The sequence below is a fragment of the Bordetella genomosp. 6 genome, from assembly GCF_002119705.1.
GTDB lineage: Bacteria > Pseudomonadota > Gammaproteobacteria > Burkholderiales > Burkholderiaceae_B > Bordetella > Bordetella bronchiseptica_F.
The window spans coordinates 4231041-4257163 of record NZ_CP021107.1; the positions used below are offsets into that span (position 1 = coordinate 4231041).

Here is a 26123-nt window from a genome sequence, read left to right on the forward strand (position 1 = left end):
GCGCCCGCCGCTTCAGCATTGGACAAGGATTTCCGTGGCGCACCCCTTTCCCGCATCGGTCTACAAGGCGTACGACATCCGTGGCTCGGTCCCTGACCAGCTCGACCCGGTATTCGCCCGGGCGCTGGGCCGCGCCCTGGCCGCCAGCGCCCGCGCCCAGGGCATCGGCGCGCTGGTGGTCGGCCGCGACGGCCGCCTGAGCAGCCCCGACCTGGCCGGCGCGCTGCAGGAAGGCATCATGGAAGGCGGCGTGGACACCCTGGACATCGGCCAGGTGCCCACGCCGCTGGTCTATTTCGCGGCGCACACCCAGGGCACGGGCTCGGGCGTGGCGGTCACCGGCAGCCACAACCCGCCGCAGTACAACGGTTTCAAGATGATGATGGGCGGCCACGCCCTGTACGGCCCGGCCGTGCAGGCGCTGCGCCCGGCCATGCTGGCGCCGGCGCCGGCGCCGGGCACCTGGGGCGAACGCCGCCAACTCGACGTCGTGCCCGCCTATGTCGAGCGCATCGTGTCGGACGTGAAGCTGGCGCGCCCCATGAAGATCGCCATCGACTGCGGCAATGGCGTGGCGGGCGCCCTGGCGCCGCAATTGTTCCGCGCGCTGGGTTGCGACGTGGACGAGCTCTATTGCGAGGTCGACGGCACGTTCCCCAACCACCACCCCGACCCGGCCGAACCGCGCAACCTGCAGGACCTGATCGCCCATGTCACCGGCACCGACTGCGAGCTGGGCCTGGCCTTCGACGGCGACGGCGACCGCCTCGGCGTGGTGACCAAGTCCGGCCAGATCATCTGGCCGGATCGCCAGCTGATCCTGTTCGCCCGCGACGTGCTGGCGCGCTGCCCCGGCGCGACCATCATCTATGACGTCAAGTGCAGCCGGCACGTGGGCGTGGCCATCGAGCAAAGCGGCGGCGTGCCGCTGATGTGGCAAACCGGCCATTCGCTGGTCAAGGCCAAGCTGGCCGAGACCGGCGCGCCGCTGGCCGGCGAGATGAGCGGCCACATCTTCTTCAAGGAGCGCTGGTACGGCTTCGACGACGGCCTGTACACCGGCGCCCGCCTGCTGGAAATCGTCTCCCGCGAAGCCGATGCGTCGCGCCCGCTGGAAGCCCTGCCGCAGGCGCTGTCGACCCCCGAACTCAAGCTGGAAATGGCCGAGGGCGAGCCGCACGCGCTGATCGCCGCCCTGCAGCAGCAGGGCGAGTTCGCCAGCGCCAGCCGGCTGGTTACGATAGACGGCGTGCGCGCGGAATACCCGGACGGCTTCGGGCTGGCGCGCGCCTCCAATACCACCCCTGTCGTCGTGCTGCGCTTCGAGGCCGAGACCGAACCGGGCCTGGCCCGCATCCAGCAGGAATTCCGCCAGCAGCTGCTACGGCTGGCTCCGCAAGCCAAACTGCCCTTCTGACCGCCCCATGCCTACACCGCTGCCCTCCAGTTCCGCCTGGCTCGCGTTCGCCGACGCGGCACGCCATTCGTCGCGCCGCGGCGCCCGGCTGCGCATCATCGAAGCCGCGGGGCTGCGGGTGGACCTGACCGCCCAGGCGCACTCCGACGACCTCGACAGCGCCGCCGAGGACCTGCTGGCGCAGCAGGATTTCGACAACGCCCGCGCGCAGCTGTTCGACGGCGGCCAGGCCAACTGGACCGAGCACCGCCCGGCCTGGCATACGGCGCTGCGCGCCGCCCGGCCGCCCGCGCCGGTGGCCGGCGCCATCCTGGGCGAGCGCGACCGGCTGCGCCGCTTCGTGCAGGACGCCGACCTGCGCGGCGCCTACCGCCATGTGCTGCACCTGGGCATAGGCGGCAGCGACTGGGGCCCGCGCATGGTCACGCGCGCGCTGCGCCACAACGGCCTGAAGCGCGAAGTGCGCTTCGCCTCCAACGTCGATTCGCATGCGGTGGCCGACGCGCTGCACCATCTCGACCCGCACGATACGCTGATCATCGTGGCGTCCAAGTCGTTCACCACGACCGAGCCGCTGGCCAACGCCGAAGTCGCCATGAACTGGCTGCGCAACGCCGGCGTGGCCGACCCGGTGCGGCAGGTCGTGGCGATCACCGCCAACGTCGACGCGGCGCTGGATTTCGGCATTTCGCCGCAGCACATCTTCCGCTTCTGGGACTGGGTGGGCGGCCGCTATTCGCTGTGGTCCGCCATCGGATTGCCGGTGGCGCTGGCGCTGGGCTGCGATGCGCTGGACGAACTGCTGGCCGGCGCGGCCGCCATGGACCAGCATTTCCTGCATACGCCGATGCGCCGCAACGCGCCGCTGCAGATGGCGCTGGCGGGCGTGGCCAACCGCAGCGTGCTGGGCTACGGCTCGCTGGCGATCACCCCCTACGATTCGCGCCTGACCCACCTGGTGCCATGGGCGCAACAGCTGGAGATGGAGTCGCTGGGCAAGGTCGCCGGCCATGACGGCTCGCCGGCCGGCGTTCCCACCGGCCCCGTGGTCTGGGGCATGACGGGCACCGACTGCCAGCACACTTTCTTCCAGTGGCTGCACCAGGACACGGCCGGCGCGCCAGTGGACTTCATCGTCTGCGAGCAGGCCGACCATCCCTACGACCACTTCCACAAGCTGCTGATCGCCAACTGCCTGGCGCAGCGCGCGGCGCTGCTGCGCGGCAAGCCGTTCGACGAGGCGCTCAAGGAAGCGCGGCTGGTCGAATCCGATCCGCAGCAGGCCGAGATCCTGGCGCACCACCGCGTGCATCCGGGCGGACGCCCGTCCACGCTGGTCATGCTGCCGCGCCTGTCGGCCCACGCGCTGGGCGCGCTGCTGGCCATGTACGAGCACAAGGTCTTCGCGCAGGGCGTGCTGTGGGGCATCAACCCGTTCGACCAATGGGGCGTGGAATACGGCAAGGCGCTGGCGCGCAACATCATCCGCGAGCTGGAGAACCCGTCGAGCGAGGTGAACCAGCAGGATCCCTCGACCCGCTACTGGATCGACGCGCTGCGCAAGCAGCCCTAGGAACGGCTCAGCGCGTCAGCGCGCGATAAATGGCCAGGTGGCGGCGGCATACATCCTCGATGCCGAACTCGCGCTCGGCCAGCGCGCGGCCGGCCGCGCCCATGCGCTGGCGCAAGGACGCGTCCTCGGCCAGCCGGGCGATCGCCTCGGCCAGGGCCGGCGCGTCGCGCGGCGGCACCAGCAGCCCGGTGACACCGGGGTCGATCGCGTCGCGGCAGCCCGGCACGTCGGTGGTGACCACGGCGCGCCCGCAGGCGGCGGCCTCCAGCAGGGATTTGGGCAGGCCTTCGCGGTAGGAAGGCAGCACCGCCATGTGCGCCGCGCCATACAGGGCCGCGACGTCCTTGCGCTCGCCCAGCATCTCGACGCAGCCTTCGTCCCGCCATTGCGCGGCCTGCTCCGGCGTGATGGATGCCGGATTGCCGGGGTCCACGCCGCCGGCCAGCTGCATGCGCACGGCCAGCCCGCGCTCGCGCAGCAGGCGCGCGGCCTCGACGAATTCCCGCACGCCCTTGTCGCGCAGCAGGCGCGCGGCCATCAGCGCCGTCACCGGCGCCGCCGGCTCCGGAACGACACGGTATTGGCCCAGGTCGACGCCCGAACCGCGAATCATCACCACCTGCTCCGCGCGCACGGCGCCCAGGCGCGCCAGCACATCGCGATCGGCGGTATTCTGGAACACGATGCGGCTGTTGCGATGGCCCAGCGCCAACCGGTACAGACGGCCGACCGCGGCCCGCAGCAGGCGCCCCTTCAGGCCGCCGGCCACGAACACGAAACCCAGCCCCGAGATGGCCGCCACCATGGCGGGCACGCCCGCCAGCCGGGCGGCGATACCGCCGTAGAGCACCGGCTTGATGGTCACCAGGTGCACCAGTCCGGGCCGCAGGCGCCGGAACAGGCGCGCCAGCGCCCACACGCTGCGCAACTCCTGCAGCGGCTGCTTGCCGCTGCGCGTCATGGGGATCGCATGATGGGTAAAACCGCGCGCCACGATATCCGGCACGCTGGGCCCGTCCATGGTCGCCACGTGCACCTCGTAGCCGTCGGCGCGCGCGGCCTCGGCCAGCGGCAGCCGGTGCGACAGGAAGAAGGCCGGGTTGTTGACGACGAACAGCAGGCGGCGCGGGGGTGTCATGCGCGTTCTCCGGAAATGCGGCGCCATACGGCCTCATAGGACTCGACCATGCGGCGCAGGTCGAATTCGGCCAGCACGCGCTGGCGGCCGGCGGCGCCGGCCGCCTCGCGCCCGTGCGCGGCGATCTCCGCCAGCGCGGCCGCGATCGCCGCCGCCAGCGCGGCCGGCTGCTGCGCCGGCGCCACCCGGCCGGTATCGCCGATGATGTAGGCGGCGTCACCGACATCGGTGGCCACGCAGGGCGTGCCGCAGGCCATCGCCTCGGCCACGACATTGGGAAAGCCTTCGGCGCAGCTCGACAGCACATGCAGGTCGAGCGCGTTCATGACGGCCGGCACGTCGTCGCTGGGGCCGGCCAGCAGCACGCGGCCACGCAGGCCTTCGGCATCGATCAGCGCGGCCAGGCCTTCGTTGCCCGGCGACATGCCGCGGCCGACCAGGGCGCACTGCAGCCCGCGGTCGTGCCCCTCGCGCACCAGCCCCCCCAGCGCGGCCAGCAGGTTGGCGTGGTCCTTGAGCGGATCCCAGCGGGCCACGCAGCCGACCAGCGGCGTATCGGGCGCCACGCCCCACAGGGCGCGCACGCGTTCACGCGCCTGCGCATCGGGCGCGTAGCGCGACAGGTCATAGCCGTTGGGAATCACCACCATGCGCGCGCCGTCGTAGCCATGCTGCCGGTGGCGCGTGGCCGCATCCTGCGCCGCGCACACGATGGCCGCCGGCAGGCGCGCGGACAGACGCGCACACAGCTTGAGCACCAGCCGCGCGGAACGGCTGCTGCGATCGAGATGCTCGCCGGAATTGCGGATCCCCCACGCGACCGCGCGGATGCCGGCCAGCCGCGCGGCCACCCCGCCGATCAGGTCGGCGTGGTACATCCAGGTCTGCACGGCATCGGGACGTTCGCGCCGCAGCAGCGCGCGCAGGGCCAGCATGCCGGCGAGGGTGACGCGGCCGCGCGGCATGCCCAGCGCATGCACCGGCACGCCGGCGGCGCGCAAGCGCGTGCCATAGACCCCTTCGTCGGTCAGCGAGATCACGCTGTGGCGCACGCGCTGGTCCGGCCAGGCGGCGAGCCGGAACAGCACGGATTCGGCGCCGCCCTGGCCCAGGCCGGTGATCACGTGCATGACGCGCAGGATCCGCGTCACGCGCCGCCCCGCACGCGCTCGAACAGCGCATCCCATTGCGCCAGCACCGCCGGCAGCGCATAGCGCTGGCGCACCGACTGCGCCGCCCGCCGGCCCAGGTCGCGGCGCAGGTCAGGGTCGCGCATGAGGCGGCCCAACGCATCGCGCAACGCGTCGCGCTGGCCCGCCGGCACCAGCAGGGCGTCGCGTCCGCCGCGCGTCATTTCGGCCGGGCCGCTGGGACAATCGAAGGCGGCGCAGGGCAGGCCCAGCGACATGGCTTCCAGCAGCACGTTGGGGAACCCCTCCACCGCCGAGCTGAGCGCGAACGCGTCGGCCTTGGCCAGTTCGTCCCAGGGCGCGGTGGTGCGGCCGGGCATCTGGATGCGGGCGGCCAGTCCGCGCGCCGCGACCTGCGCCTGCAGGTCGTCGCGCAGCGGCCCCTCGCCCCAGATCCACAGGTCCCAGTCGGGGAATTCGTCCGCCAGGCCGGCGTAGGCGTCGATCAACAGGTCGAACCGCTTGTCCGGCACCATGCGCCCCATCGCCATGAGCCGCTTGCGCACGGCCGGCGCGGCGCCGCTGCCGGTGGCCGGCGCGGCGTCGAACAGCTCGGGCGGCAGGGGATTGGGAATCACGCACAGCTGCTTCAGGCCGGGCACCTGGCGCGCGAATGGCTCGACCGTCGCGTCGGCCTGCACCGTGACCATGTCGGCCAGGGGATACAAGACGCGGCGCAGCAGGCGCCAGACGCGGCCGATGCTGGTATCGACGACCGGGTTGGTGCGTTCGCACACGATGAGCGGCGTCTTCAGGCCCCGGGTGGCCAGGATGGCCGCCACGTTGACATTGGTCAGGAAGGACACCACCACGTCGGGCGCGCGCTCTCGCACCACCGCGCGCAGCGCCCGCAGGCGCTGCCAGGCCGCGACGACGCCGCCCGAGCGGGTGCCGGCCCGGTCGGCCAGCCACAGCAGCTCGACATCGTCGGACAGCGGATAAAAACAAGTGCCCTTGGACGAGTAGGTAGGCATCAGCGTGACCTGGTCGCCCCGCGCGGCCCAGCCGTTGGCAAGCGTGGCGGCGACCCGTTCGGCACCGCCGGCGTGCATGGAACTGACCAGCAACAGTATCTTCATCGTCGGCCGGCCTCGTCGCCGGCCCCGGCGCGGTAGCGGTCCAGCCAGGCCTGCATCATCAGCACGCCCCACAGGTGGCTGTCCCAGTTGCGGTGCCCCGACAGGTGTTCGCGCCATTTGCGCAGGATGGGCTCGGGCTCGAACCAGCCTTCCTGGCGCAGGCGCGCCGGATCCAGCAAGGCCTCGGCCCAGTCGCGCAGCGGTCCGCGCAGCCAGGCGGCCAGCGGCACGGCGAAGCCGCGCTTGGGCCGGTCCACCATGGCCTGCGGCACGTGGCGGTACAGCAACTGGCGCAGCAGCCACTTGCCGGTGCCGCCGCGCACCTTGTATTCGAACGGCAATTGCCAGGCGAACTCGTAGACGCGATGGTCGATCAGCGGCACGCGCGTCTCCAGGCTGACGGCCATCGCCGCCCGGTCGACCTTGACCAGGATGTCGTCGGGCAGGTAGGTGATCGTGTCCAGCTTCATCATGGCGTCGAAGGTGGAGCCCTCCATCGGCTGCTCGAACGGCGACGGCGGCTCCGCGCCGCCGATCACCACGCGGCCCGGGTCGGCCCAGTAGGACACGAACAGGCGATAGAACTCGCCGCGCGTGTCGGCGCCAAGCAGCTCGCCCAGCTTGCCGACCTTGCCGCGCCAGGCGCCGGCCCCCGGCAGCGCGGCCGAACCGCGCAGCGCCGCGCCCGCCAGATGGCGCAGGGGCCCAGGCACGGCGGCGCATTTGCGCCACCAGTTGTCGACGCGGAAATAGCGCGAATAGCCGCCGAACAGCTCGTCGCCGCCGTCGCCCGACAAGGCCACCGTCACGTGCTGGCGCGCCATGCGCGTGACCAGCGAGGTCGGGATCTGCGACGAATCGGCGAAGGGCTCGTCGTACATGTCGGCCAGGGACGGCACCACGGCCAGGCCGTCCTCGGCGGTGACGTAGAGCTCGGTATGCTCGGTGCCCAGGTGCGCCGCCACGGCCTTGGCGTGCTCGGCCTCGTTATAGCCCTTTTCGTGAAAGCCGATGGCGAAGGTGCGCACCGGCTGCGCGCTTTGCGCCTGCATCAGGGCCACGACGGTGGACGAGTCGATGCCGCCGGACAGAAATGCGCCCAGGCTGACGTCGGACAGCATCTGGCCGCGCACCGCCTGCGACACCACCTGTTCCAGCGCGTCGATCGCCTGCGCGTCCGACTCGAAGCGGCGCCGGTCGCCCAGGCCCTGGTCGGCCGCGCGGCGCGCCGACCAGTACACCTGGGGCTCGGGCAATTCGCCGCGGCGCATCTGTGCCGCGGCGATCTCGACCCAGGCGCCCGGCGGCAGCTTGCGGATGCCGGCGTAGATCGACTGCGGCGCGGGGATGTAGTTGTGGCGCATGAACGAGGCCAGCGCATTGCGATCGAGCTCGCGGCCGAAACCGGGCACCGGCATGAACGCCTTGAGCTCGGACCCGAACAGCAGGTTGGCCTGCGAATAGCCGTAGTAGAGCGGCTTCTCGCCCATGCGGTCGCGCATCAACGCCAGCTTGCGCTCGGCGCGGTCCCAGAGCGCGATGGCGAACATGCCCACCGAGGCCTGCAGGGTCTGCTCGATACCCCAGCCCGCGAAGCAGGCCAGCACCGTCTCGGTATCGGAGTGGCCCCGCCAGGCCGGCGCCAGCCCGTCCTGCTGCAGGCGCTCGCGCAACTCCATGTGGTTGTAGATCTCGCCATTGAGGACGATGACGTAGCGGCCGCAGGCCGACACCATGGGTTGGTGGCCGGCCTCGGTCAGGTCCAGGATGGCCAGCCGCACATGCGCCAGCGCCAGGTCGGCGTCGGCGTCTTCCCAGTAGCCGTTGCTGTCGGGGCCGCGGTGGCGGATGCGCCGGCAGCTTTCGGCCAGCACATTGGCCTTGTCCCGCAGGGGACCCCAGATTCCGACAATTCCGCACATGATGTTCAGTTTCCCACGATGATCGTGACGACGAGGGGAGCGGCGGCTACTTCGCCTGGCTCAACGCATCGTCGAAAAGTTGTTGCCACAGGTCCAGCACATGGCGCGCCGAGAAGCGTTCGCGCACTTCGATGGCGCGCGCCGCCATGGCGCGCCGGCCCGGCTCGTCGTCGATGGCGGCCGCCAGCGCCTCGGCCATGGCCCCGGCATCGCCGGCCGGCCGCACCAGCACGCCGTCCACGCCGGGGCGCACGATCTCGCGCGGCCCGGTGTCGCAATCGAAGCTGACCGGCATCAGCCCGCTGGCCATCGATTCCAGCAATGTATTGGACAATCCCTCGAAACGCGAGGTCAGCACGTACAGGGCGGCGCCGGCGTACCAGTCGCCCACGTTGCCGGCCCGCCCGGGCAGCGCCACCCGTTGCGCCAGGCCGGCCTCGTCGACCCGGCGCTGCAGCGCGGCGCGCTCGTCGCCCTCGCCCAGGATCACCAGGTCCCAGTCGGGGTATCGCGGCGCGATGCGCGCATAGGCGTCGATCAGCACGTCGAAGCCCTTGTCCGGATGCAGGCGGCCGACCGCCAGCAGGCGCGGCCTGCCGTCGGCCGGCGGCGCGAGCACGGGTTCGGTGCGCGGCAAGGGCCAGTGCACCGGATTGGGAATCACCGCCAGCCGCGAACCCGGCACATGCGTGCGCAGCCAGTCGGCGGTGCCGTGCGTCAGCGCCACCACGCGCGCGGCGCGCGGATAGGTCCAGCGCCGCAGGCGCAGCCACATGCCCGAGAGCGCCTGCGACGGCGGATGGGTATGTTCGGTGGCCACGACGCGGCAACCCAGGCCGCGCGCGGCCAGCACCGCCAGCACCGAGGCCGTCGTCATCATGCCCAGCACGATATCGGGCTGGAACGCCTTGATCAGCGCGCGCAGGGCGCGGATCCGCCGCAGGTTGGCCAGCATGCCGCGCCAGCCGCCGCCCTCGCCCGCCGTATCCAGCGTACGCCGCAGGACCTGCGGATGCAGCGGGTAGACGTCGCCCGACGCATCGGTCTGCGTCACCAGCATGACCGCGCGGCCATCGCGCGCCCAGTGGGCGCTGAGATCGGCGGCCACGCGCTCGGCGCCGCCGCCGTGCAGCGAATGGATGAAGATCAATACGCGCAAGGGACGTTCGGTCGGCCCGGGCATTCAGCGTTTCTCCCCGTCGTCGCCGCCGTCCGCGCCTGGCGCCGGCCGCAGGGCCACGGCGGTATAGCAGACGAACGACAGCAGATACATCAGGCTGGTGGCGAGCATGATCCCCGCGGTGCCCATGCGCGGCGCCAGCACCGTATTGAGCGCCGCCTTGAGCAGGAAGTTCGCCACGGCGATGAGCGCCATGATCCGATAGCGGTTCTGGCTGGCCAGCAGCTGCACCAGGATCAGCACGCCGAAATAGAATGGCAGTTGCAGCAGCCCCCAGCGCAGCACCTGCGCCACGGCCTGGGTATTCTCGGCGGTGAAGGCGCCGCGTTCGAACAGCAGCGCCACGCCCCAGGGCGCCAGCAGCCAGCCCACCACCACGGCCGCCGCGCCGGCGCCGACCATCAGCGCCGACCACTTGAGCGCCATGGCGCGCGCGCGCACGCCGTCGCCACGGCTTTGCACGTCGGCCAGCACCGGCAGCGCGGCGCGCCCCACCGACACCGCCCCGATGCCCAGCACCAGCGACAGCAGGCGGCTGGCGTAACCCAGCGTGGCGTTGGCGTTGGAACCCAGGTTGGCCGCCGCGTACTGGTCGAGCGGGCCGACGAAGCTCATGGCCACCTGCCCGACCAGCATGACGCCGGCGGCGGCGGCCAGCTCGGGCCAGTGCGGCGAGCGCAGCGTGAACGCCGGCCAGCCCCAGAATCCGCCGTCGGCGCGCGCGGCCAGCCAGGCCAGCCAGGCGGCCTGGATCGCGTAGCCCACCAGGGTGCCCCACAGCAGCGGGCCCACGCTGTCGGCCGAGGCCGCCAGCATGACCCAGGCCAGGGTCGTCACGGCCGGCACGCTGTCGAGCAGGGTATTGACGTGGCGTTCATGCGAGCGCAGGCGCGCCGCGCTGATGCCGGCCATCAGCAGCAAGGCGGCCACCGGCGCGAAGGCCAGCAGCAGCTCGTGCGTCATGCCGTTGACGGTGCCCGACAGTCCGCCGCCCAGCCAGGCGAGCACCTGGGGCCAGGCCAGCCAGGTCAGCAGCGCCAGGGCCAGGCCCGCGGCCAGCGACCAGCCCTGCAGTTCGCGCACGAACCGGTCGCGCTCGTGGCCGCCCGCGCGGCGCAGCCGCACCAGCACGGGAATCAGCACCACGGAGAGCGCGCCCACGATGGTGACCGGCAGCCAGGTGGCCATGGTCATGGTGAACTGGTAGGCGTCGACGGCGTCGCTGACGCCATATCGGTACGCCACCGCCATCTCCTTGATGGCGCCGGCGGCCTTGCCCAGTATCAGGAAGACGGCCACCCGGAACGCACCCTTGAAGATGCGCTGGTGGTCCGGATGGATCGCGTCGAGTTTGCGGCGGATGGCTTTCAAATCAACGCAGGAATTGCGTGTACCAGGGCATGGCGGCTTCCAGCCCGCGCAGGATGTCGTAGGCCGGCTCGTAGCCCAGCAGCTTGCCGGCCTTGCCGATGTCGGCCTGCGAGTGGCGCACGTCGCCGGCGCGGAAGTCCGCGTACACCGGCGCCTTCTCGTACGTCACCCCCTGCCCGGCCAGCGTGCGCCGCAGGTGCTCGAACAGCTCGGTCAGCGTCGTGCGCGCGTTGTACGCCACGTTGTAGACCTGGTTCGACCCTTGCGGACCGGCCATCGCCGCCAGCAGGTTGGCCTGCACCGCGTTCTCCACGAAGCAGAAGTCGCGGCTGGTCTGGCCGTCGCCGTTGATCACGACGTCCTCGCCCTTGATCATCGCCGCCGTCCACTTCGGAATCACCGCCGCGTACGCGCCGTCCGGATCCTGGCGCTTGCCGAACACGTTGAAGTAGCGTAGCCCCACGCTGGAGAACCCGTACGAGCGCGCGAACACGTCGGCGTACAGCTCGTTGACGTACTTGGTCACCGCGTACGGCGAGAGCGGATTGCCGATGCGGTCCTCGACCTTCGGCAGGCCGGGATGGTCGCCATAGGTCGAACTCGAGGCCGCGTAGACGAACGCCTGGACCTGCGCGTCGCGCGCGGCCACCAGCATGTTCAGGAATCCCCCGATGTTGACCTCGTTGGTCGTGATCGGGTCCTTCAGCGAACGCGGCACCGAACCCAGCGCGGCCTGGTGCAGCACCCGCTCCACGCCCTGCACCGCGCGCTGGCAGGTCGCCAGGTCGCGGATGTCGCCTTCGATGAAGGTAAAGCGCGCCCACTGCTCGGGCGTCACCGCCGCGCGCACCTCGTCCAGGTTGTGCTGGTGCCCCGTGGCGAAATTGTCCAGCCCCACCACCGCCTGGTCCAGCCCCAGCAGCGTCTCGAGCAGGTTCGAGCCGATGAAGCCGGCGCAGCCGGTCACCAGCCACTTCCGGCGCTGCGTCAGGGTCTGCGCGCAAATCGTCTCGTATCGTGTCGTCATGTCGTGCCTCCTTACAGACGCAGGTCGGCCTGCTCGGGAGGCAGCACGTACTTCAGGTCGTACAGGATGTGCTCGGGCTTGCCGAACTTGCGGATCGCCTCGGCGCCCATCTCGACGAACTGGTGGTGCGACACCGCCAGGATGATCGCGTCGTACGCCCCGGCGGCCGGCTTGGCGACCGGCGTGATGCCGTACTCGTGCTCGGCCTCGGCCGGGTCCACCCACGGGTCGTACACGTCCACATCGACGTGGTACTCGCCCAGTTCGCGCACGATGTCCACCACGCGCGTGTTGCGCAGGTCGGGGCAGTTTTCCTTGAACGTCAGGCCCATCAGCAGCACGCGCGCGCCCTCGACGTGGATGCGGCGCTTGGCCATCGCCTTGACCAGCTGCGAGACCACATAGCCGCCCATCGAGTCGTTCAGGCGGCGCCCGGCCAGGATGATCTCGGGGTGGTAGCCGATCGACTGCGCCTTGTGCGTCAGGTAGTACGGATCGACCCCGATGCAGTGCCCGCCCACCAGGCCCGGGCGGAACGGCAGGAAGTTCCACTTGGTGCCGGCGGCCTGCAGCACGGCCTCGGTGTCGATGCCCATCTTGTTGAAGATCAGCGCCAGCTCGTTGATCAGCGCGATGTTGACGTCGCGCTGCGTGTTCTCGATCACCTTGGCGGCCTCGGCCACGCGGATGCTCGACGCCTTGTGGGTGCCGGCCGTGATGATCTCGTTGTACAGCTGGTCGACCAGCTCGGCGACTTCCGGCGTCGAGCCCGAGGTCACCTTCTTGATGGTGTTGACGCGGTGCGCCTTGTCGCCCGGGTTGATGCGCTCGGGGCTGTAGCCGGCGTAGAAGTCCTGGTTGAACTTCAGGCCCGACACGCGCTCGAGCACCGGCACGCAGTCTTCCTCGGTGGCGCCCGGGTACACGGTCGATTCGTAGATCACGATGTCGCCGCGCTTGAGCACCGCGCCGATGGTCTCGCTGGCCTTGACCAGCGGCGTCAGGTCCGGCTGCTTGTACTCGTCGATGGGCGTGGGCACGGTGACGATGAACACATTGGCCTGGGCCAGGTCGGCGCGCTCGGCCGTGTAGCTGAGCTGCGCGGCCTGGGCCAGTTCGTCGTCCTCGACTTCCAGGGTGTGGTCGTGGCCGGCCTTGAGCGCGGCGATGCGGCGCTCGTTGATATCGAAGCCGATCACCGGGCGCTTCTTGCCGAACTCCACGGCCAGCGGCAGCCCTACGTATCCGAGGCCGACAACGGCCAGTTTCACATCATCAATGCGCAAGATAAATCTCCCTATCAACCGTGTGACGGCTACGGAATTGTAAGTAGTTTGAACGTATTTGTAGCGTTGTAGCACCCCGCGCGAGCGCGGGGGCCACGATGGATCAGTGCGTTCGAATGACGGACGGCAGCAGCAGCCAGCCGGGGCGGCGCCAGGAGACCAGCCGCATGTACAGCCACGTGTAGACCGCGGCGAACACGACCAGGCTGGCGCACAGGAACCAGGCGTTGTCCCACCAGATGGTGGCGGGCACCAGGCCGATGAGCGCCAGCACCCACATGTAGGGCGAGGCCAGGGCATTGCACAGTGCCGGCACCGCATGGCGGCGGCCGCGGCTGAACGTCACGCGCACCAGGCGGCGGAACACCAGCTGGTGCAGGTGCAGGGCATCCGGCTGGTCGACCGGCACGCCGCGCTTGAAGCGGCGGCGCCAGATCGAAAAGCCCGTTTCGAACACCGGGTAGAACAGCACCGCCAGCGCGTAGAACGGCGAGACCGACGGATTGCGCACCACCAGCAGCACGGCCAGTTCGGCCAGCATGAAGCCGAGGAAATACGCGCCGCCGTCGCCGAGGAAAACCCGCCCGAACGGGAAGTTCCAGACCAGGAATCCCAGCGTGGCCGAGGCCAGCGCCGCGGCGATCATGAAAATGGGCATGTCGCCGACCTGCAGCGCCACCAGGCTGATCGACACCGCCATCAGGGTCGCGATCATGCCGGCCAGCCCGTTCATGCCATCGACGATGTTCAGCGCGTGCGTACAGCCGCCCACCGCGAACATGGTGAAGATCAGCGATACCGGCCAGAACGACAGCACCCAGTCGACCGGCGCGATGCCTACGCGGCTCACGCCGCCCAGCAGCCACCAGGCGATCGCCGCCGAGGCGAACGCGGCGAGCAGGCGCTTGCTGGCGCCGATGTCCTTGGTGATGTCTTCGAGCAGGCCGGCCACGAACACGGGCAGCGCCGCCACGAACAGCGCCGGCCACAGCCAGGTCAGCGTCATGTTGCTGGGACCGAGCACCAGCAGGCCGGCCAACGAGCCGGCCAGGACCGCCAGCCCGCCCACGCGCGGCGTTGCCCGCGTATGCGAAGCCTGGGGCTTGTTGAGGTCGCTATCGCCGGTAAACGCGCCATGCCAGCGCTCCGACGCCACGATGAGTCCCCCCACCATGAATGCGACCACGCAAATGTACAGCCAGGTCACAGAGTCACCTTAGGTTGGTCTATGGAGACGAGTCCGCCATTATCGGCCGCAGGTGTAACGCCCATATATGGCAGCAATAATGAAGTGCAAGTCGCCAGTACAAAAAGTAACGTCTCGGCCCGCCGGCTTCCCGGTCTTGAACCGTCCAGGCGATTGTAGAGCTTTCCGCCCTCGCGCAGCAGGGAAACTTCAGGGAAAACACCAATGAGCCGGATGCGCGCGCCGACCGCGTATGGCGCGCCGCGCGTCGCGGCGAAAAAAAAGCCCGAGATCTTGCGATCTCGGGCTAAATCCACCAAAGGAGGAGGGTGGAGGAGACAACCGTGGCATGTTGGGATTGCATCAGGCCTTGCGGCCCGGAAATCGCGGCATTCGGGGTATCCGTTCCTGCTGGCCCGGGGGCCGGCGGTCTTGGCACCGCACCGTCTGCGTTTCAACATCCGATGTGCAAATAGTAGAGGATTCTTTTGTGCGATGCAAGAAATTTTTTGCTTTGCCCGGATCCGGCCTCCAGTCGTTGGATTTTTGCCGCATCGCCTGGGCCGCGAGCGGCGAAACCCGCGTCGATATTGGGCCGCAGCGTAAAGCGGGTTAATGCCGAAAGGGAAAACCCTTGCGGGATTACCCCAGGAATTTCAAGGATTTAGAGACGACCGGAGCGTACCGCCGAGACCCTGGGGAGCAATTTTTGCCGCAATGCACCATAAACGGGCAAGTTGTCCCCATTTCAGAGCCAATAGGCCGTGGACGTCATGACCTTGGACATGGCCCGCATCGCGCCGCGCACCGGCGCGGGCAGCGGCACGCCGCCGGCGCGCTCGGCGCTGGCGCGGTGCTGCGCTTCGTCTTCCTTCATTTTCCGGACGATGTCGCGCGAGCGCTGGTCCTGCACCGGCAAGGTGCGCAGGTGTCCGTCCAGGTGCGCCTCGACCTGGCGCTCGGTCTCGGCCATGAAGCCCAGGTTGCGCGGCACGCCGGCATAACTGGCCAGCACGCCGAGCGCGAAGGAGCCGGTGTACCAGAACGGGTTGAGCAGGCTGGGGCGGCTGCCCAGTTCCCGCAGGCGCTCGTCGCACCACGCAAGATGGTCCACTTCTTCGGCCGCGGCCTCGCGCAGCAGCGCGCGCGCGGCCGGCTCGCGGCAGGCGGCCGCCTGGCCGCGATACAGCGCCTGCGCGCACACTTCGCCCACGTGGTTGACGCGCATCAGGCCGGCGGCATGGCGCTTCTCGCGTTCGGACAAGGCATCCGGCGCCTCGGGCGCCTGCGCGGGATACGGCCGGGCGGCGGTGGCGGCGCCCGAAAGCACACGCAGGGCGCGGTCGATTTCGCCGATCAGGCCATCGAGCGGGCCGGCACGGCGGCCAAGCGCGGAAGCGGAACTGGAGGTGGACATATCGATACTCCCTGGAAAGTCGCGCCGCCCTGTCGGCGGGCGGGGTTCTCCGCCAACCATTGTACGCAACGGGTATGATCGCCTTTTGATGGCGCGCAAGGCCGCGCCCACCGCTACAGGACTACGCAGATGGAATGCACGATCGATTGGGGCGGCCCTTCGGGCATGCTGTTCACGGCCAGCACGGGCAGCGGCCATGTGGCCGTGATGGACGGCGCGGTCGATGGCGGCGGCCATGACCTGGCGCCGCGCCCGATGGAAATGCTGCTGGCCGGCACCGGCGGCTGCACCGCCTATGACGTGGTGCTGATCCTCAAGCGCGGCCGCCACGCCGTGACCGGCTGCAGCGTCAAGCTGCAGGCCGAGCGCGCCGACACCGACCCGAAGGTTTTCACGCGCATCCATTTCGCGTTCACCGTCACCGGCAGCAAGCTGCCGCAAGCCGCGGTCGAGCGCGCCGTGCAGCTGTCGCACGAGAAGTACTGCTCGGCCTCGGCCATGCTGGAGAAAACCGCCGAGCTCAGCTTCTCGGTGGATATCGTCGATACCCAAGCCGCGTAACCCAAGCCGCACAACCGGGCCGCGCAAGGCAAGCCGCGGCCCGCCGCCACCACGATGAAACAATATCTAGACCTCGTCCAATCCATTATCGACCAGGGCGCCTGGCAGGAAAACCGCACCGGCGTGCGCACGCTTTCGCTGCCCGGCGCGGCGCTGCGCTTCGACCTGCAGCAGGGCTTTCCCGCCGTCACCACCAAGAAGCTGGCGTTCAAGTCCGCCATCGGCGAAATGGTGGGCTTCCTGCGCGCCACGCGCAGCGCCGCGCAGTTCCGCGCGCTGGGCTGCAAGGTCTGGGACCAGAACGCCAACGAGAACGCGCAATGGCTGGCCAACCCGTACCGCGACGGCCCTGACGACCTCGGCCCGGTCTACGGCGTGCAATGGCGCCAGTGGCCGGCCTACAAGCTGCTGCCGCGCGCCGCCGCCGGCCAGGTGGCCGACGCGCTGGGACGCGGCTACCGCCAGGTCGCAGAGGTCGAGGAAAACGGCGCGCCGCATGTGCTGCTGTACAAGGCGGTGGACCAGCTGCGCCAGTGCCTGGACACCATCCACCAGTCGCCGGGCGACCGCCGCATCCTGTTCCATGGCTGGAACTGGGCGCAGATCGAGGAAATGGCCCTGCCGCCCTGCCATCTGCTCTACCAGTTCCTGCCCAACGCCGGCACGCGCGAGATCTCGCTGTGCCTGTACATCCGCTCCAACGACGTCGGCCTGGGCACGCCCTTCAACCTGACCGAGGGCGCGGCGCTGCTGCACCTGGTCGGCCGCCTGACCGGGTACAAGCCGCGCTGGTTCAGCTATTTCATCGGCGACGCGCACGTCTACGAAAACCACCTGCCGATGCTGCGCGAGCAACTGACGCGCGAGCCCCATCCGGCCCCGCAGCTGGTGCTGTCGGACCGCATTCCCGATTTCACCGCTACCGGCAAGTACGAGCCGCAATGGCTGGAACAGGTCGAGCCGGGCGATTTCACGCTGGCCGGCTACCGGCACCATGCGCCGCTGACCGCCCCCATGGCGGTCTGAGCGGCCCGACCACGCCTGACGCCCTTGCCCATGTCCGCCACTCCCCTGCTCAGCCTGGTCGTCGCCTATTCGACCAACCGCGCCATCGGCCGCGACAACGCCCTGCCCTGGAAGCTGCCCGGCGACCTGGCGCATTTCAAGCGCACGACGCTCGGCCACCCCATCATCATGGGCCGCAACACCTGGGAGTCGCTCGGCCGCCCGCTGCCGGGGCGCACCAATATCGTCATCACCCGCAACCCGGCCTATGAAGCCGCCGGGGCCGTGGTGGTGGGCTCGCTGGCCGCCGCCATCCAGGCCTGCGGCGACGCGGCCGTGGCCTGCGTCATCGGCGGCGCGCAGATCTACGCCCAGGCCCTGCCGCTGGCGCGGCGCGTGGTGGCCACCGAGGTGCATGCCGAGATCGAGGGCGACGCGTTCTTCCCGCCGCTGCCGGCCGGGCAGTGGCGCGAAACGCAACGCGCGGCGCAACCGGCCGAGAACGGCCTGCGCTACGACTTCGTGGAATACGAGCGCGTGGCGGACTGAGCGCTCGCCCCCGCGGCGCGCAGGAACCGCCACAGCGCCGCGGCGTCCGAATACGCCACGTTGAAGCGCAGCCACGGGATGTCCGCGTCGGCCGCGTCGAAATAGGAGCCCGGCGCCAGCCAGATACCGTCCTTGAGCGCCAGCTCGGCCAAGGCGTTGGCGCCGCGCTCGCGCCAGGCTCCGCCGGGCCGCGCCCACAGGAACAGGCCGGCCTGGGGACGGGCGCACAGTTGCAGGCCATGCTCGTCCATCGCCTGCACGACCTGCGCATGCGCCTGCCCCAGGCGCTCGCGGGTGCGCAGCACATGGGCGCGGTAGCGCCCCTCGCGGATGACCTGGTGCACCACGCGCTCCATGATCTCGGGCGAGGTCAGCCCGGCTGCCATCTTGGTGCGCGCCAGGTCGCGCACCAGGTCGCGGTGCGCCACGATGTAGCCGACCCGCACCGACGGGCTGATGGCCTTGGAGTAGCCGCTCAGGTAGACCACGCGCTGCGCGCCGTCCAGCGCCGCGAGCAAGGGCGCGATCGCGGGCATCAGCTCGCGCGAAATATCGTCTTCCACGATCCACAGGCCGTGGCGTTCGGCCGCCTGCAGCACGCGGAACGCGTTGGCCATGCTCAGGCTGGCGCCGCTGGGATTCTGCAGCACCGTATTGACGAACAAGGCGCGCGGGCGGTGCGCCAGCGCGGCGGCGTCGAGCGCCTCGCAGTCGATGCCGTCGACCCCGCGCGGCACGCTGACCACGCGCATGCCCGCCAGCCGCAGCAGCTGCAGCAGGTTGGCGTAGCAGGGCTGCTCGACCAGCACCGTATCGCCGGGACGCAACAGGGTGCGCATGACCAGGTCCAGTCCGTGCGTGACGCCTTGCGTCAGCAGCACCTGGTCGGCCTCGGCCGGCATGCCGGCGGCGCCCAGGCTGGCGGCGATGGTCTCGCGCAGCGGCGCGTAGCCATAGGGATGCCCGTAGCCGGCGATGCGCAGCGCCGGCACCCGGCCCAGGTGCCGCAGCGCCTGGTGCAGGCCCTCTTCGTTGAGCCATTCGGGCGGCAGCCAGCCGCAGCCCGACTTGATCGGAATGGAATGGTCGGCATAGATATCGGACAGCAGCCAACTGTCGTTGAGCCGCGGCGGCGACCATTGCCCCGGCGTGCCCGCGCGCGGCGCGGCCGCCTGCGGCGAGGCGACCCGGTAGCCCGAGCCTGGCCGGGCGGCCAGCCAGCCCTGCGCGGCCAGCCGGCTGTAGGCGCTGGCCACGGTAAAGGTGCTGACGCCGTGCTGGCGCGCGAACGCGCGCACCGAGGGCACGGGCATGCCGGGCCGCAACACCTGCCGGGCAATGGCGCTGCTGAAGGCCTGCACGACCTGCTCGACCAGCGAGGGCGACTGCGCGCGGTCGCGCACGGGTTGGAAATCGATCACGGAGGGCCTGCCAGGTAGATTTCTGTACGGTTTATCAGAATCAAGCTATACAGTTAGCGGTATTTACATCGATTGTATATTTTCATTCCCAGGCCGCCGGGCCAGAATCGATCTCGTCCCCTGCCCGGCCACCGCATGCGCGGTCGGCGCACACCGCAGGCGTTACCTCTGGAGCGACCCATGAATGCCCCCGCCAGCCCGCCCGACCTGTCGCATCTCTGGATGCCGTTTACCGCCAACCGGCAGTTCAAGTCCCAGCCGCGCCTGCTGGCCGGCGCCCAGGGCATGTACTACACCTCCACCGACGGCCGCCAGATCCTCGACGGCACCGCCGGCCTGTGGTGCGTGAACGCCGGCCACTGCCGGCCGGAGATCGTGCAGGCCATCGCCAGCCAGGCCGGCGAGATGGATTACGCGCCGGGCTTCCAGCTGGGCCACCCGCTTGCGTTCGAGGCGGCCACCGCGGTGGCCTCGTTCATGCCGGCCGGCATCGACCGCGTGTTCTTCACCAACTCCGGTTCCGAATCGGTCGACACCGCGCTGAAGATCGCGCTGGCCTACCACCGGGCGCGCGGCGACGCGCAGCGCACCCGCCTGGTCGGGCGCGAACGCGGCTACCACGGCGTGGGCTTTGGCGGCATTTCGGTAGGCGGCATATCGGCCAACCGCAAGACGTTCTCGGGCGCGCTGCTGCCCGCGGTGGACCACCTGCCCCATACGCACAGCCTCGAGCACAATGCGTTCTCCAAGGGCCAGCCGGCCTGGGGCGAGCACCTGGCCGACGAACTGGAACGCATCGTGGCGCTGCACGACGCCTCGACCATCGCCGCGGTGATCGTCGAGCCCATGGCCGGCTCGACCGGCGTGCTGGTGCCGCCCAGGGGCTACCTGCAGCGCCTGCGCGAGATCACCGCGCGGCACGGCATCCTGCTGATCTTCGACGAAGTGATCACCGCCTACGGCCGGCTGGGTTCGCCCACCGCGGCCGAGCACTTCGGCGTCACGCCCGACATCATCACCATGGCCAAGGGCGTGAGCAATGCGGCCGTGCCGGCCGGCGCGGTGGCGGTCAAGCGCGACGTCCACGACGCCATCGTCAACGGGGTGCAGGGCGGCATCGAGTTCTTCCACGGCTACACCTACTCGGCCCACCCGCTGGCGGCGGCCGCCATCCTGGCCACGCTGGGCATTTACCGGCGCGACGACCTGTTCGGCCGCGCCCGCGACCTGTCGCCCGCCTTCGAGAAAGCGGCGCATGCCCTGCAAGGCGCGCCGCACGTCATCGACGTGCGCAACATCGGCCTGGTGGCCGGCATCGAACTGGCCCCGCGCCCCGACGCGCCGGGCGCGCGCGCCGCCGAAGCCTTCCGCAAATGCTTCGACAGCGGGCTGATGGTGCGCTATACCGGCGACATCCTGGCCGTCTCGCCGCCGCTGATCATCGACGAGGCGCAGATCGGCGAAATCTTCGAGCGCATCGGCAAGGTGCTCAAGGAAATCGCCTGACCCGGCATCCGCCACGCAACAGACCATACCCATGAAGACGATTCCGCATTTCATCAACGGCCAGCCGTACGAGGGCCGCAGCGGCCGCTACACGCAAGGCTTCAACCCCGCCACCGGCGAGGTCTCCAGTTCCATTTCGCTGGCTTCGGCGCAGGACGTCGACACCGCCGTGGCGGCCGCCGCGGCGGCGTTTCCGGCCTGGTCGGAAACGCCGCCGCTCAAGCGCGCGCGCATCCTGTTCAGGTTCAAGGCCCTGCTCGACGAGCACCAGGACGAGCTGGCCGCGCTGATCACCGCCGAGCATGGCAAGGTGTTCTCCGACGCCAAGGGCGAGGTGACGCGCGGCATCGAGGTGGTCGAGTTCGCCTGCGGCATCCCGCACCTGCTCAAGGGCCAGTACACCGACCAGATCGGCGGCGGCATCGACAACTGGAGCATGCGCCAGCCGCTGGGCGTGGTGGCGGGCATCACGCCGTTCAACTTTCCCATGATGGTGCCGTGCTGGATGTTCCCGGTGGCCCTGGCCTGCGGCAACACCTTCGTGCTCAAGCCGTCCGAGCGCGACCCGTCGGCCGCGCTGCGCCTGGCCGAGCTGCTCAAGGAGGCCGGCCTGCCCGACGGCGTGTTCAACGTGGTGCAGGGCGACAAGCAGGCGGTGGACGCGCTGATCGCGCATCCGCAGGTCGAGGCGCTGTCGTTCGTCGGCTCCACGCCGATCGCCGAATACATCTACGCCGAGGGCACGCGCCGCGGCAAGCGCGTGCAGGCTCTGGGCGGCGCCAAGAACCACATGGTGGTCATGCCGGACGCCGACCTGGACCAGGTCACCGACGCCCTGATGGGCGCGGCCTACGGCTCGGCGGGCGAACGCTGCATGGCGATCTCGGTCGCGGTGGCGGTGGGCGAGGTGGCCGACGAAGTGGTGGCCCGCCTGGCGCCGCGCGTGCGCGCGCTGGTGGTCAAGGACGGCATGCAGGCCGACGCCGAAATGGGCCCGCTGGTGACCGCGCAGCATCGCGCCAAGGTGACCGGCTACATCGAGGACGGCCAGGCCTGCGGGGCCACGCTGGTGGTCGACGGACGCGGCCTGCAAGTGCCCGGCAACGAAGGCGGTTTTTTCCTGGGCGGCACGCTGTTCGACCATGTCACGCCCGCCATGAACATCTATCGCGAGGAGATCTTCGGCCCGGTGCTGTGCATCGTGCGCGTGCCGGATTTCGCCGCCGCGGTGGAACTGATCAACGCCCATGAATTCGGCAACGGCGTGTCCTGCTTCACCTCCGACGGCGGCATCGCGCGCGCCTTCGCGCGCCAGATCAAGGTGGGCATGGTGGGCATCAACGTGCCCATTCCGGTGCCGATGGCATGGCACTCGTTCGGCGGCTGGAAACGCTCGCTGTTCGGCGACCACCATGCCTACGGCGAGGAAGGCGTGCGCTTCTATTCGCGTTACAAGAGCGTGATGCAGCGCTGGCCCGACAGCATCGGCAAGGGCGCCGAGTTCACTATGCCCGTGGCCAAGTAGGCGCGCCGCGCACGGCCGTGGCGCCGCCACGGCCACAGGCCCGCGGGCGGGCATGCGGGTATTCCCGATGACGGCCCGCCGGCGGGCCGCCCCCGCCGCCATGCGCCACCCCTTCTCCGGCGCGCACGAATGCAAAAAACAACCATGGACAGGGCCGCCACCGGGCATCAGAATGGGGCCTTGTGGACCCGCGCCCGGCGCCGGCCCACGGCCACAGCTTGATCCTCGCGCACCCCGGCGGTGCGTTTCCGACGACAACGGCGGCGCCCCTGGCGCCGCCGGCTTCACTCAGAAAGGGGAACATCCATGCTGAAGTCCGTCCGCATCGCCGCCCTGGCTAGCGCCATGCTCCTGGCAGCCCAGGGCGCCGGCGCCGAAACAGTCATCAAGGCGGTCATGCATTCGCCGCTACGGCTGACCGACCCCCACGCCACCACGGCATACATCACGACGTGGCACGGCTACATGATCTACGACACGCTGCTGGCCACCGACGCCGACAACAGGATCCAGCCCCAGATGCTCGAAAAATGGGAGGTCTCGCCCGACGGCAAGACCTACACCATGACGCTGCGCCCCGGCCAGAAGTGGCACGACGGCAAGCCCGTGACCGCCGAGGACTGCGTCGCGTCGATCAAGCGCTGGGCCGGCGGCGACGGCATGGGCCGCACGCTGTTGAAGTTCACCGACAGGATCGAGGCCGTCGACGACCAGACCTTGCGCATCGTCATGAAAGAGCCCACGGATCTCGCCTTGCGCGCGCTGTCCAAGCCCACGGGCACGGCCGCCTTCATGATGCCCAAGCGAATCGCCGAGATTCCCATCGGCCAGCCCATTACCGACATGACCGGCTCGGGCCCGTTCAAGGTGGCCGAGTTCAAGCCGGGGGTAAAGACGGTATACGTCAAGAACGCGGACTACGTGCCGCGCCAGGAGCCCGCCAGCGGGCTGGCCGGCGGCAAGGCGGTCCACATCGACCGGGTCGAGTGGAACGTCATGCCCGACGCGCTCACCACGGCCAACGCGCTGCTGGGCGGCGAGATCGATTTCGTCGAGCAGTTCCCGTACGACCTGCTGCCCATGGTGGAGGGCAATCCGGAACTGAAGGAGGAAGCGCTCAGCCCGGTGGGCTACTTCACCATGTACCGGTTCAACTTCAAGTACCCGCCCTTCGACAACAAGAAGATCCGCCAGGCGGCCATGTACGCCATCGGCCAGGAAGACGTGATGAAGGCGCTGGTGGGCAACCCGAAGTACTGGCAGACCTGCGCCTCGCTGTGGGGCTGCGGCACGCCGTTCGAGACCGACATCGGCAAGGACATGGTGGTGCCGTCCAACATCGAGAAGGCGCGCGCCCTGCTCAAGGAGGCCGGCTACGACAACACGCCCATCCTGGTGATGCACGCCACCGACGTCGGCACGCTCAGCGCCCAGCCCGTGGTGATGGCGCAGGCGCTGCGCAAGGCGGGCTTCAACGTCAACCTGGCGGCGATGGACTGGCAAAGCGTGGCCACGCGGCGCGCCTCCAAGGCCGCGCCGGCGCAGGGCGGCTGGAACATCCACAACACCAACTGGTACGCCACCGACATCATGGACCCGGTGCGCTCGGCCCCGGCGGCGGCCAATGGCGACAACGCCTGGTTCGGCTGGCCCGACATCCCCGAGATCGAGGCGCTGCGCACCAAGTTCGCCTTGAGCTCCGACCCCGCCGAGCAGAAGAAGCTGGCCGACGAGGCGCAGCGCATCGGCATCGACGAGGGCCTGTACGTGCCGCTGGGCCAGATGTCCGTGCCCACTGTCTACACGACCAAGCTGAGCGGCCTGGTGCACGCGCCGGTGTTCGCCTTCTGGAACGTGAAGAAGGCGCCTTGAAGCCCAGGACGGGGGGGCCGCCAGCCCGCCCGCGCAACACAGGGGGATTGCATGCTGGCATTCATCGCGCGCCGGCTGTTGGCCACCATACCGGTACTGATCATGGTGGCCGTCGTGGTCTTCGCGATCCTGCGGGCCAGCCCCGGCGATCCGGCCATCATCATGGCCGGCGACGCCGCCACGCCTGAACGCATCGCCCAGATCCGCCAGGTCATGGGGCTGGACCAGCCGCTGGTCAAGCAGTTCTTCATCTGGACCGGCAGGCTGGTGCGCGGCGACATGGGCACCTCGCTGATGTCCGGCGTGCCGGTCACGCAGCTGATCGGCCAGCGCCTGGAACCCTCGCTCAGCCTGGCGGTGATCACGCTGGCCTTCACCCTGGCGGTGGCCATTCCATTGGGCATCCTGGCGGCGTGGCGGCGCGGCCGCCTGCTCGACCGCGCCGTGATGGGTTTTTCGGTGCTGGGGTTCTCGGTGCCGGTATTCGTGACCGGCTACCTGCTGATCTGGGTCTTCGCGATCAAGCTGGGCTGGTTCAACGTGCAGGGCTACACGCCGCTGGCGCAGGGTTTCTGGCCTTATCTGCAGCGCCTCGTCCTGCCCTCGCTGGCGCTGTCCACGGTGTACGTGGCGCTGATCGCGCGCATCACCCGCACCAGCATCATCGAGGTCATGGGCGAGGATTTCATCCGCACCGCGCGCGCCAAGGGGCTGGGCGAGACCGGCGTGCTGCTGGGCCACGCCCTGCGCAATGCCGCGGTGCCCATCGCCACGGTGATCGGCGTGGGCGTGGCCCTGCTGATCAGCGGCGTGGTGGTGACGGAGTCTGTGTTCAACATCCCCGGCCTGGGCCGCCTGGTGGTCGAGGCCGTGATGGCGCGCGACTACCCCGTGATCCAGGGGCTGACGCTGTTCTTCGCGTTCGTCTACGTGTTCATCAATCTGGTGGTCGACTGCGCCTATACGGTGTTCGACCCGCGCATCAGGTATTGACGATGCCCACGCATAGCGATGCCGTCGCCGACGGCGCCCTGCCCGACAACGGACCGCCCCAGGCGGGCGCGTGGCGGCGCGTGCGCCGCGAGTTCTCCGGCGCGCCGGTGCTGGCCGCGCTGGCCGTGCTGGCGCTGGTGGTGGGCGCGGCCCTGCTGGCGCCCTGGCTGGGCACCGTGGACCCCACCGCCATCGATCCGGGCGCGCGCCTGAAGCCGCCTTTCGGCGACTACCTGTTCGGCACCGATGCGTTCGGGCGCGACATCTGGTCGCGCGTGGTGTATGGCGCCCGCGTGTCGCTGGCGGCCGGTCTGGGGGCGGCGCTGGTCAGCGTGACGCTGGGCCTGGCAATAGGCCTGATCGCCGGCTGGTTCCGCATGCTCGACGGCCCGATCATGCGCACCATGGACGCGGTCATGGCGATTCCCGGGATCCTGCTGGCCATCGCCCTGGTGTCGGTGACCGGCGCCAGCCTGGCCACGGTGCTGGTGGCCATCACCATCCCGGAGATTCCCCGCGTGGTGCGGCTGGTGCGCGGCCAGATCCTCAGCGTGCGCGGCGAACCCTATGTCGAGGCCGCGCTGGCGCTGGGCACGCCGCTGCCCCTGCTGCTGTGGCGCCACCTGGTGCCCAGCACCGTCGCCCCGCTGACCGTGCAGGGCACCTATGTGTTCGCGTCGGCCATGCTGACCGAGGCCATACTCAGCTTCCTGGGCGCCGGCGTCCCGCCCGAGATCGCCTCGTGGGGCAACATCATGTCCGAGGGCCGCATGTATTTCCGCATGCTGCCGGGCCTGATCCTGTTCCCCGGCCTGTTCCTGTCGCTGACCGTGCTCAGCGTCAATATCCTGGGCGACGCGCTGCGCGACGCGCTGGACCCGAAAATGACGCGGAGGATCTGAGCG

The 26123-nt window shown here is 69.8% G+C and carries 21 protein-coding genes; 10 read left to right on the forward strand and 11 right to left on the reverse strand.

The annotated features are described in order from the left end of the window. Positions 1-34 precede the first annotated feature (34 nt). Positions 35-1417 (forward strand): phosphomannomutase/phosphoglucomutase, encoded by a 1383-nt coding sequence (locus CAL11_RS19930; protein ID WP_033466482.1) that lies wholly within the window; start codon positions 35-37, stop codon positions 1415-1417. Between the two features lie 7 nt (positions 1418-1424). Beyond that, on the forward strand, positions 1425-2990 hold the full coding sequence (pgi, locus tag CAL11_RS19935; RefSeq protein WP_086093981.1) for a glucose-6-phosphate isomerase: 1566 nt from the start codon (positions 1425-1427) through the stop codon (positions 2988-2990). Positions 2991-2997: 7 nt separating this feature from the next. On the opposite strand, the gene CAL11_RS19940 is transcribed toward pgi, so the two are convergent. From CAL11_RS19940 to coq7, 10 genes are all read right to left on the reverse strand, one after another. After that, positions 2998-4128 (reverse strand): glycosyltransferase family 4 protein, encoded by a 1131-nt coding sequence (locus tag CAL11_RS19940; protein WP_086093982.1) that lies wholly within the window; start codon positions 4126-4128, stop codon positions 2998-3000. After that, positions 4125-5279, reverse strand: coding sequence for a glycosyltransferase family 4 protein (locus CAL11_RS19945; RefSeq protein ID WP_086093983.1), 1155 nt, complete (start codon positions 5277-5279; stop codon positions 4125-4127). Before CAL11_RS19945 ends, CAL11_RS19940 begins: the two co-directional genes overlap by 4 nt. Beyond that, the gene (locus CAL11_RS19950; RefSeq protein ID WP_086093984.1) at positions 5276-6397 is read right to left on the reverse strand and encodes a glycosyltransferase family 4 protein; all 1122 of its coding nucleotides are present in this window, start codon (positions 6395-6397) and stop codon (positions 5276-5278) included. The genes CAL11_RS19945 and CAL11_RS19950 overlap by 4 nt, the downstream gene beginning before the upstream one ends. Further along, a complete protein-coding gene (asnB, locus tag CAL11_RS19955; protein WP_086093985.1) occupies positions 6394-8319 on the reverse strand; it encodes an asparagine synthase (glutamine-hydrolyzing) in 1926 nt (641 codons plus the stop codon). The genes CAL11_RS19950 and asnB overlap by 4 nt, the downstream gene beginning before the upstream one ends. A gap of 46 nt (positions 8320-8365) precedes the next feature. Then, the gene (locus tag CAL11_RS19960; RefSeq protein WP_086093986.1) at positions 8366-9502 is read right to left on the reverse strand and encodes a glycosyltransferase family 4 protein; all 1137 of its coding nucleotides are present in this window, start codon (positions 9500-9502) and stop codon (positions 8366-8368) included. Continuing rightward, positions 9503-10870: a murein biosynthesis integral membrane protein MurJ gene (gene murJ / locus CAL11_RS19965; protein ID WP_086093987.1), complete on the reverse strand. Its 1368-nt coding sequence runs from the start codon at positions 10868-10870 to the stop codon at positions 9503-9505. Between the two features lies 1 nt (position 10871). Next, positions 10872-11897: an SDR family oxidoreductase gene (locus CAL11_RS19970; RefSeq protein ID WP_086092795.1), complete on the reverse strand. Its 1026-nt coding sequence runs from the start codon at positions 11895-11897 to the stop codon at positions 10872-10874. A gap of 11 nt (positions 11898-11908) precedes the next feature. Beyond that, on the reverse strand, positions 11909-13183 hold the full coding sequence (tviB, locus tag CAL11_RS19975) for a Vi polysaccharide biosynthesis UDP-N-acetylglucosamine C-6 dehydrogenase TviB (RefSeq protein ID WP_086093988.1): 1275 nt from the start codon (positions 13181-13183) through the stop codon (positions 11909-11911). A gap of 103 nt (positions 13184-13286) precedes the next feature. Further along, on the reverse strand, positions 13287-14390 hold the full coding sequence (locus tag CAL11_RS19980; protein WP_003808448.1) for an MraY family glycosyltransferase: 1104 nt from the start codon (positions 14388-14390) through the stop codon (positions 13287-13289). Between the two features lie 727 nt (positions 14391-15117). Continuing rightward, positions 15118-15786, reverse strand: a complete 669-nt coding sequence (gene coq7, locus CAL11_RS19985; RefSeq protein WP_086093989.1) for a 2-polyprenyl-3-methyl-6-methoxy-1,4-benzoquinone monooxygenase — start codon at positions 15784-15786, stop codon at positions 15118-15120. 129 nt (positions 15787-15915) lie between these two features. On the opposite strand from coq7, the gene CAL11_RS19990 reads away from it, so the two are divergent. Genes CAL11_RS19990 through CAL11_RS20000 form a run of 3 tightly spaced genes read left to right on the forward strand, consistent with a single transcriptional unit; the run spans position 15916 to position 17901 of the window. Beyond that, a complete protein-coding gene (locus CAL11_RS19990) occupies positions 15916-16347 on the forward strand; it encodes an OsmC family protein (RefSeq protein WP_086093990.1) in 432 nt (143 codons plus the stop codon). Between the two features lie 54 nt (positions 16348-16401). After that, positions 16402-17373 carry a thymidylate synthase gene (locus tag CAL11_RS19995; RefSeq protein ID WP_086093991.1) on the forward strand — a complete coding sequence of 324 codons (972 nt, stop codon included), beginning with the start codon at positions 16402-16404 and terminating at the stop codon, positions 17371-17373. A gap of 30 nt (positions 17374-17403) precedes the next feature. Further along, entirely contained in the window at positions 17404-17901 is a 498-nt protein-coding gene (locus tag CAL11_RS20000; RefSeq protein ID WP_167382542.1) for a dihydrofolate reductase, read from the forward strand. Here the strand turns inward: CAL11_RS20000 and CAL11_RS20005 are convergent. Further along, positions 17865-19322 carry a PLP-dependent aminotransferase family protein gene (locus CAL11_RS20005; RefSeq protein WP_086093993.1) on the reverse strand — a complete coding sequence of 486 codons (1458 nt, stop codon included), beginning with the start codon at positions 19320-19322 and terminating at the stop codon, positions 17865-17867. The two genes, CAL11_RS20000 and CAL11_RS20005, sit on opposite strands and share 37 nt — an antisense overlap. 180 nt (positions 19323-19502) lie before the next feature. Between CAL11_RS20005 and CAL11_RS20010 the strand changes: the two genes are divergently transcribed. The 5 genes from CAL11_RS20010 to CAL11_RS20030 all read left to right on the forward strand — a co-directional run bounded on the left by CAL11_RS20010 (position 19503) and on the right by CAL11_RS20030 (position 26120). Beyond that, positions 19503-20828 carry an aspartate aminotransferase family protein gene (locus tag CAL11_RS20010; protein ID WP_167382543.1) on the forward strand — a complete coding sequence of 442 codons (1326 nt, stop codon included), beginning with the start codon at positions 19503-19505 and terminating at the stop codon, positions 20826-20828. 31 nt (positions 20829-20859) lie between these two features. Further along, entirely contained in the window at positions 20860-22353 is a 1494-nt protein-coding gene (locus CAL11_RS20015; protein WP_086093995.1) for a CoA-acylating methylmalonate-semialdehyde dehydrogenase, read from the forward strand. A 306-nt stretch (positions 22354-22659) separates the two neighbouring features. After that, positions 22660-24225 (forward strand): ABC transporter substrate-binding protein, encoded by a 1566-nt coding sequence (locus CAL11_RS20020; RefSeq protein ID WP_086093996.1) that lies wholly within the window; start codon positions 22660-22662, stop codon positions 24223-24225. Between the two features lie 51 nt (positions 24226-24276). Continuing rightward, a complete protein-coding gene (locus CAL11_RS20025; protein ID WP_086093997.1) occupies positions 24277-25218 on the forward strand; it encodes an ABC transporter permease in 942 nt (313 codons plus the stop codon). 2 nt (positions 25219-25220) lie between these two features. Next, complete coding sequence (locus CAL11_RS20030; RefSeq protein WP_086093998.1) at positions 25221-26120, forward strand: ABC transporter permease; 900 nt, start codon at positions 25221-25223, stop codon at positions 26118-26120. The last annotated feature ends 3 nt before the right edge of the window (positions 26121-26123 follow it).

What these genes read in the sequence shown, in the direction of transcription:
- pgi (WP_086093981.1), top strand. Translation starts at nt 1,425, where the DNA reads ATGCCTACACCGCTGCCCTCCAGTTCCGCCTGGCTCGCGTTCGCCGAC.
- CAL11_RS19940 (WP_086093982.1), bottom strand. Translation starts at nt 4,128, where the DNA reads ATGACACCCCCGCGCCGCCTGCTGTTCGTCGTCAACAACCCGGCCTTC.
- CAL11_RS19950 (WP_086093984.1), bottom strand. Translation starts at nt 6,397, where the DNA reads ATGAAGATACTGTTGCTGGTCAGTTCCATGCACGCCGGCGGTGCCGAA.
- asnB (WP_086093985.1), bottom strand. Translation starts at nt 8,319, where the DNA reads ATGTGCGGAATTGTCGGAATCTGGGGTCCCCTGCGGGACAAGGCCAAT.
- CAL11_RS19960 (WP_086093986.1), bottom strand. Translation starts at nt 9,502, where the DNA reads ATGCCCGGGCCGACCGAACGTCCCTTGCGCGTATTGATCTTCATCCAT.
- CAL11_RS19970 (WP_086092795.1), bottom strand. Translation starts at nt 11,897, where the DNA reads ATGACGACACGATACGAGACGATTTGCGCGCAGACCCTGACGCAGCGC.
- coq7 (WP_086093989.1), bottom strand. Translation starts at nt 15,786, where the DNA reads ATGTCCACCTCCAGTTCCGCTTCCGCGCTTGGCCGCCGTGCCGGCCCG.
- CAL11_RS19990 (WP_086093990.1), top strand. Translation starts at nt 15,916, where the DNA reads ATGGAATGCACGATCGATTGGGGCGGCCCTTCGGGCATGCTGTTCACG.
- CAL11_RS19995 (WP_086093991.1), top strand. Translation starts at nt 16,402, where the DNA reads ATGAAACAATATCTAGACCTCGTCCAATCCATTATCGACCAGGGCGCC.
- CAL11_RS20000 (WP_167382542.1), top strand. Translation starts at nt 17,404, where the DNA reads ATGTCCGCCACTCCCCTGCTCAGCCTGGTCGTCGCCTATTCGACCAAC.
- CAL11_RS20010 (WP_167382543.1), top strand. Translation starts at nt 19,503, where the DNA reads ATGAATGCCCCCGCCAGCCCGCCCGACCTGTCGCATCTCTGGATGCCG.
- CAL11_RS20015 (WP_086093995.1), top strand. Translation starts at nt 20,860, where the DNA reads ATGAAGACGATTCCGCATTTCATCAACGGCCAGCCGTACGAGGGCCGC.
- CAL11_RS20020 (WP_086093996.1), top strand. Translation starts at nt 22,660, where the DNA reads ATGCTGAAGTCCGTCCGCATCGCCGCCCTGGCTAGCGCCATGCTCCTG.
- CAL11_RS20025 (WP_086093997.1), top strand. Translation starts at nt 24,277, where the DNA reads ATGCTGGCATTCATCGCGCGCCGGCTGTTGGCCACCATACCGGTACTG.
- CAL11_RS20030 (WP_086093998.1), top strand. Translation starts at nt 25,221, where the DNA reads ATGCCCACGCATAGCGATGCCGTCGCCGACGGCGCCCTGCCCGACAAC.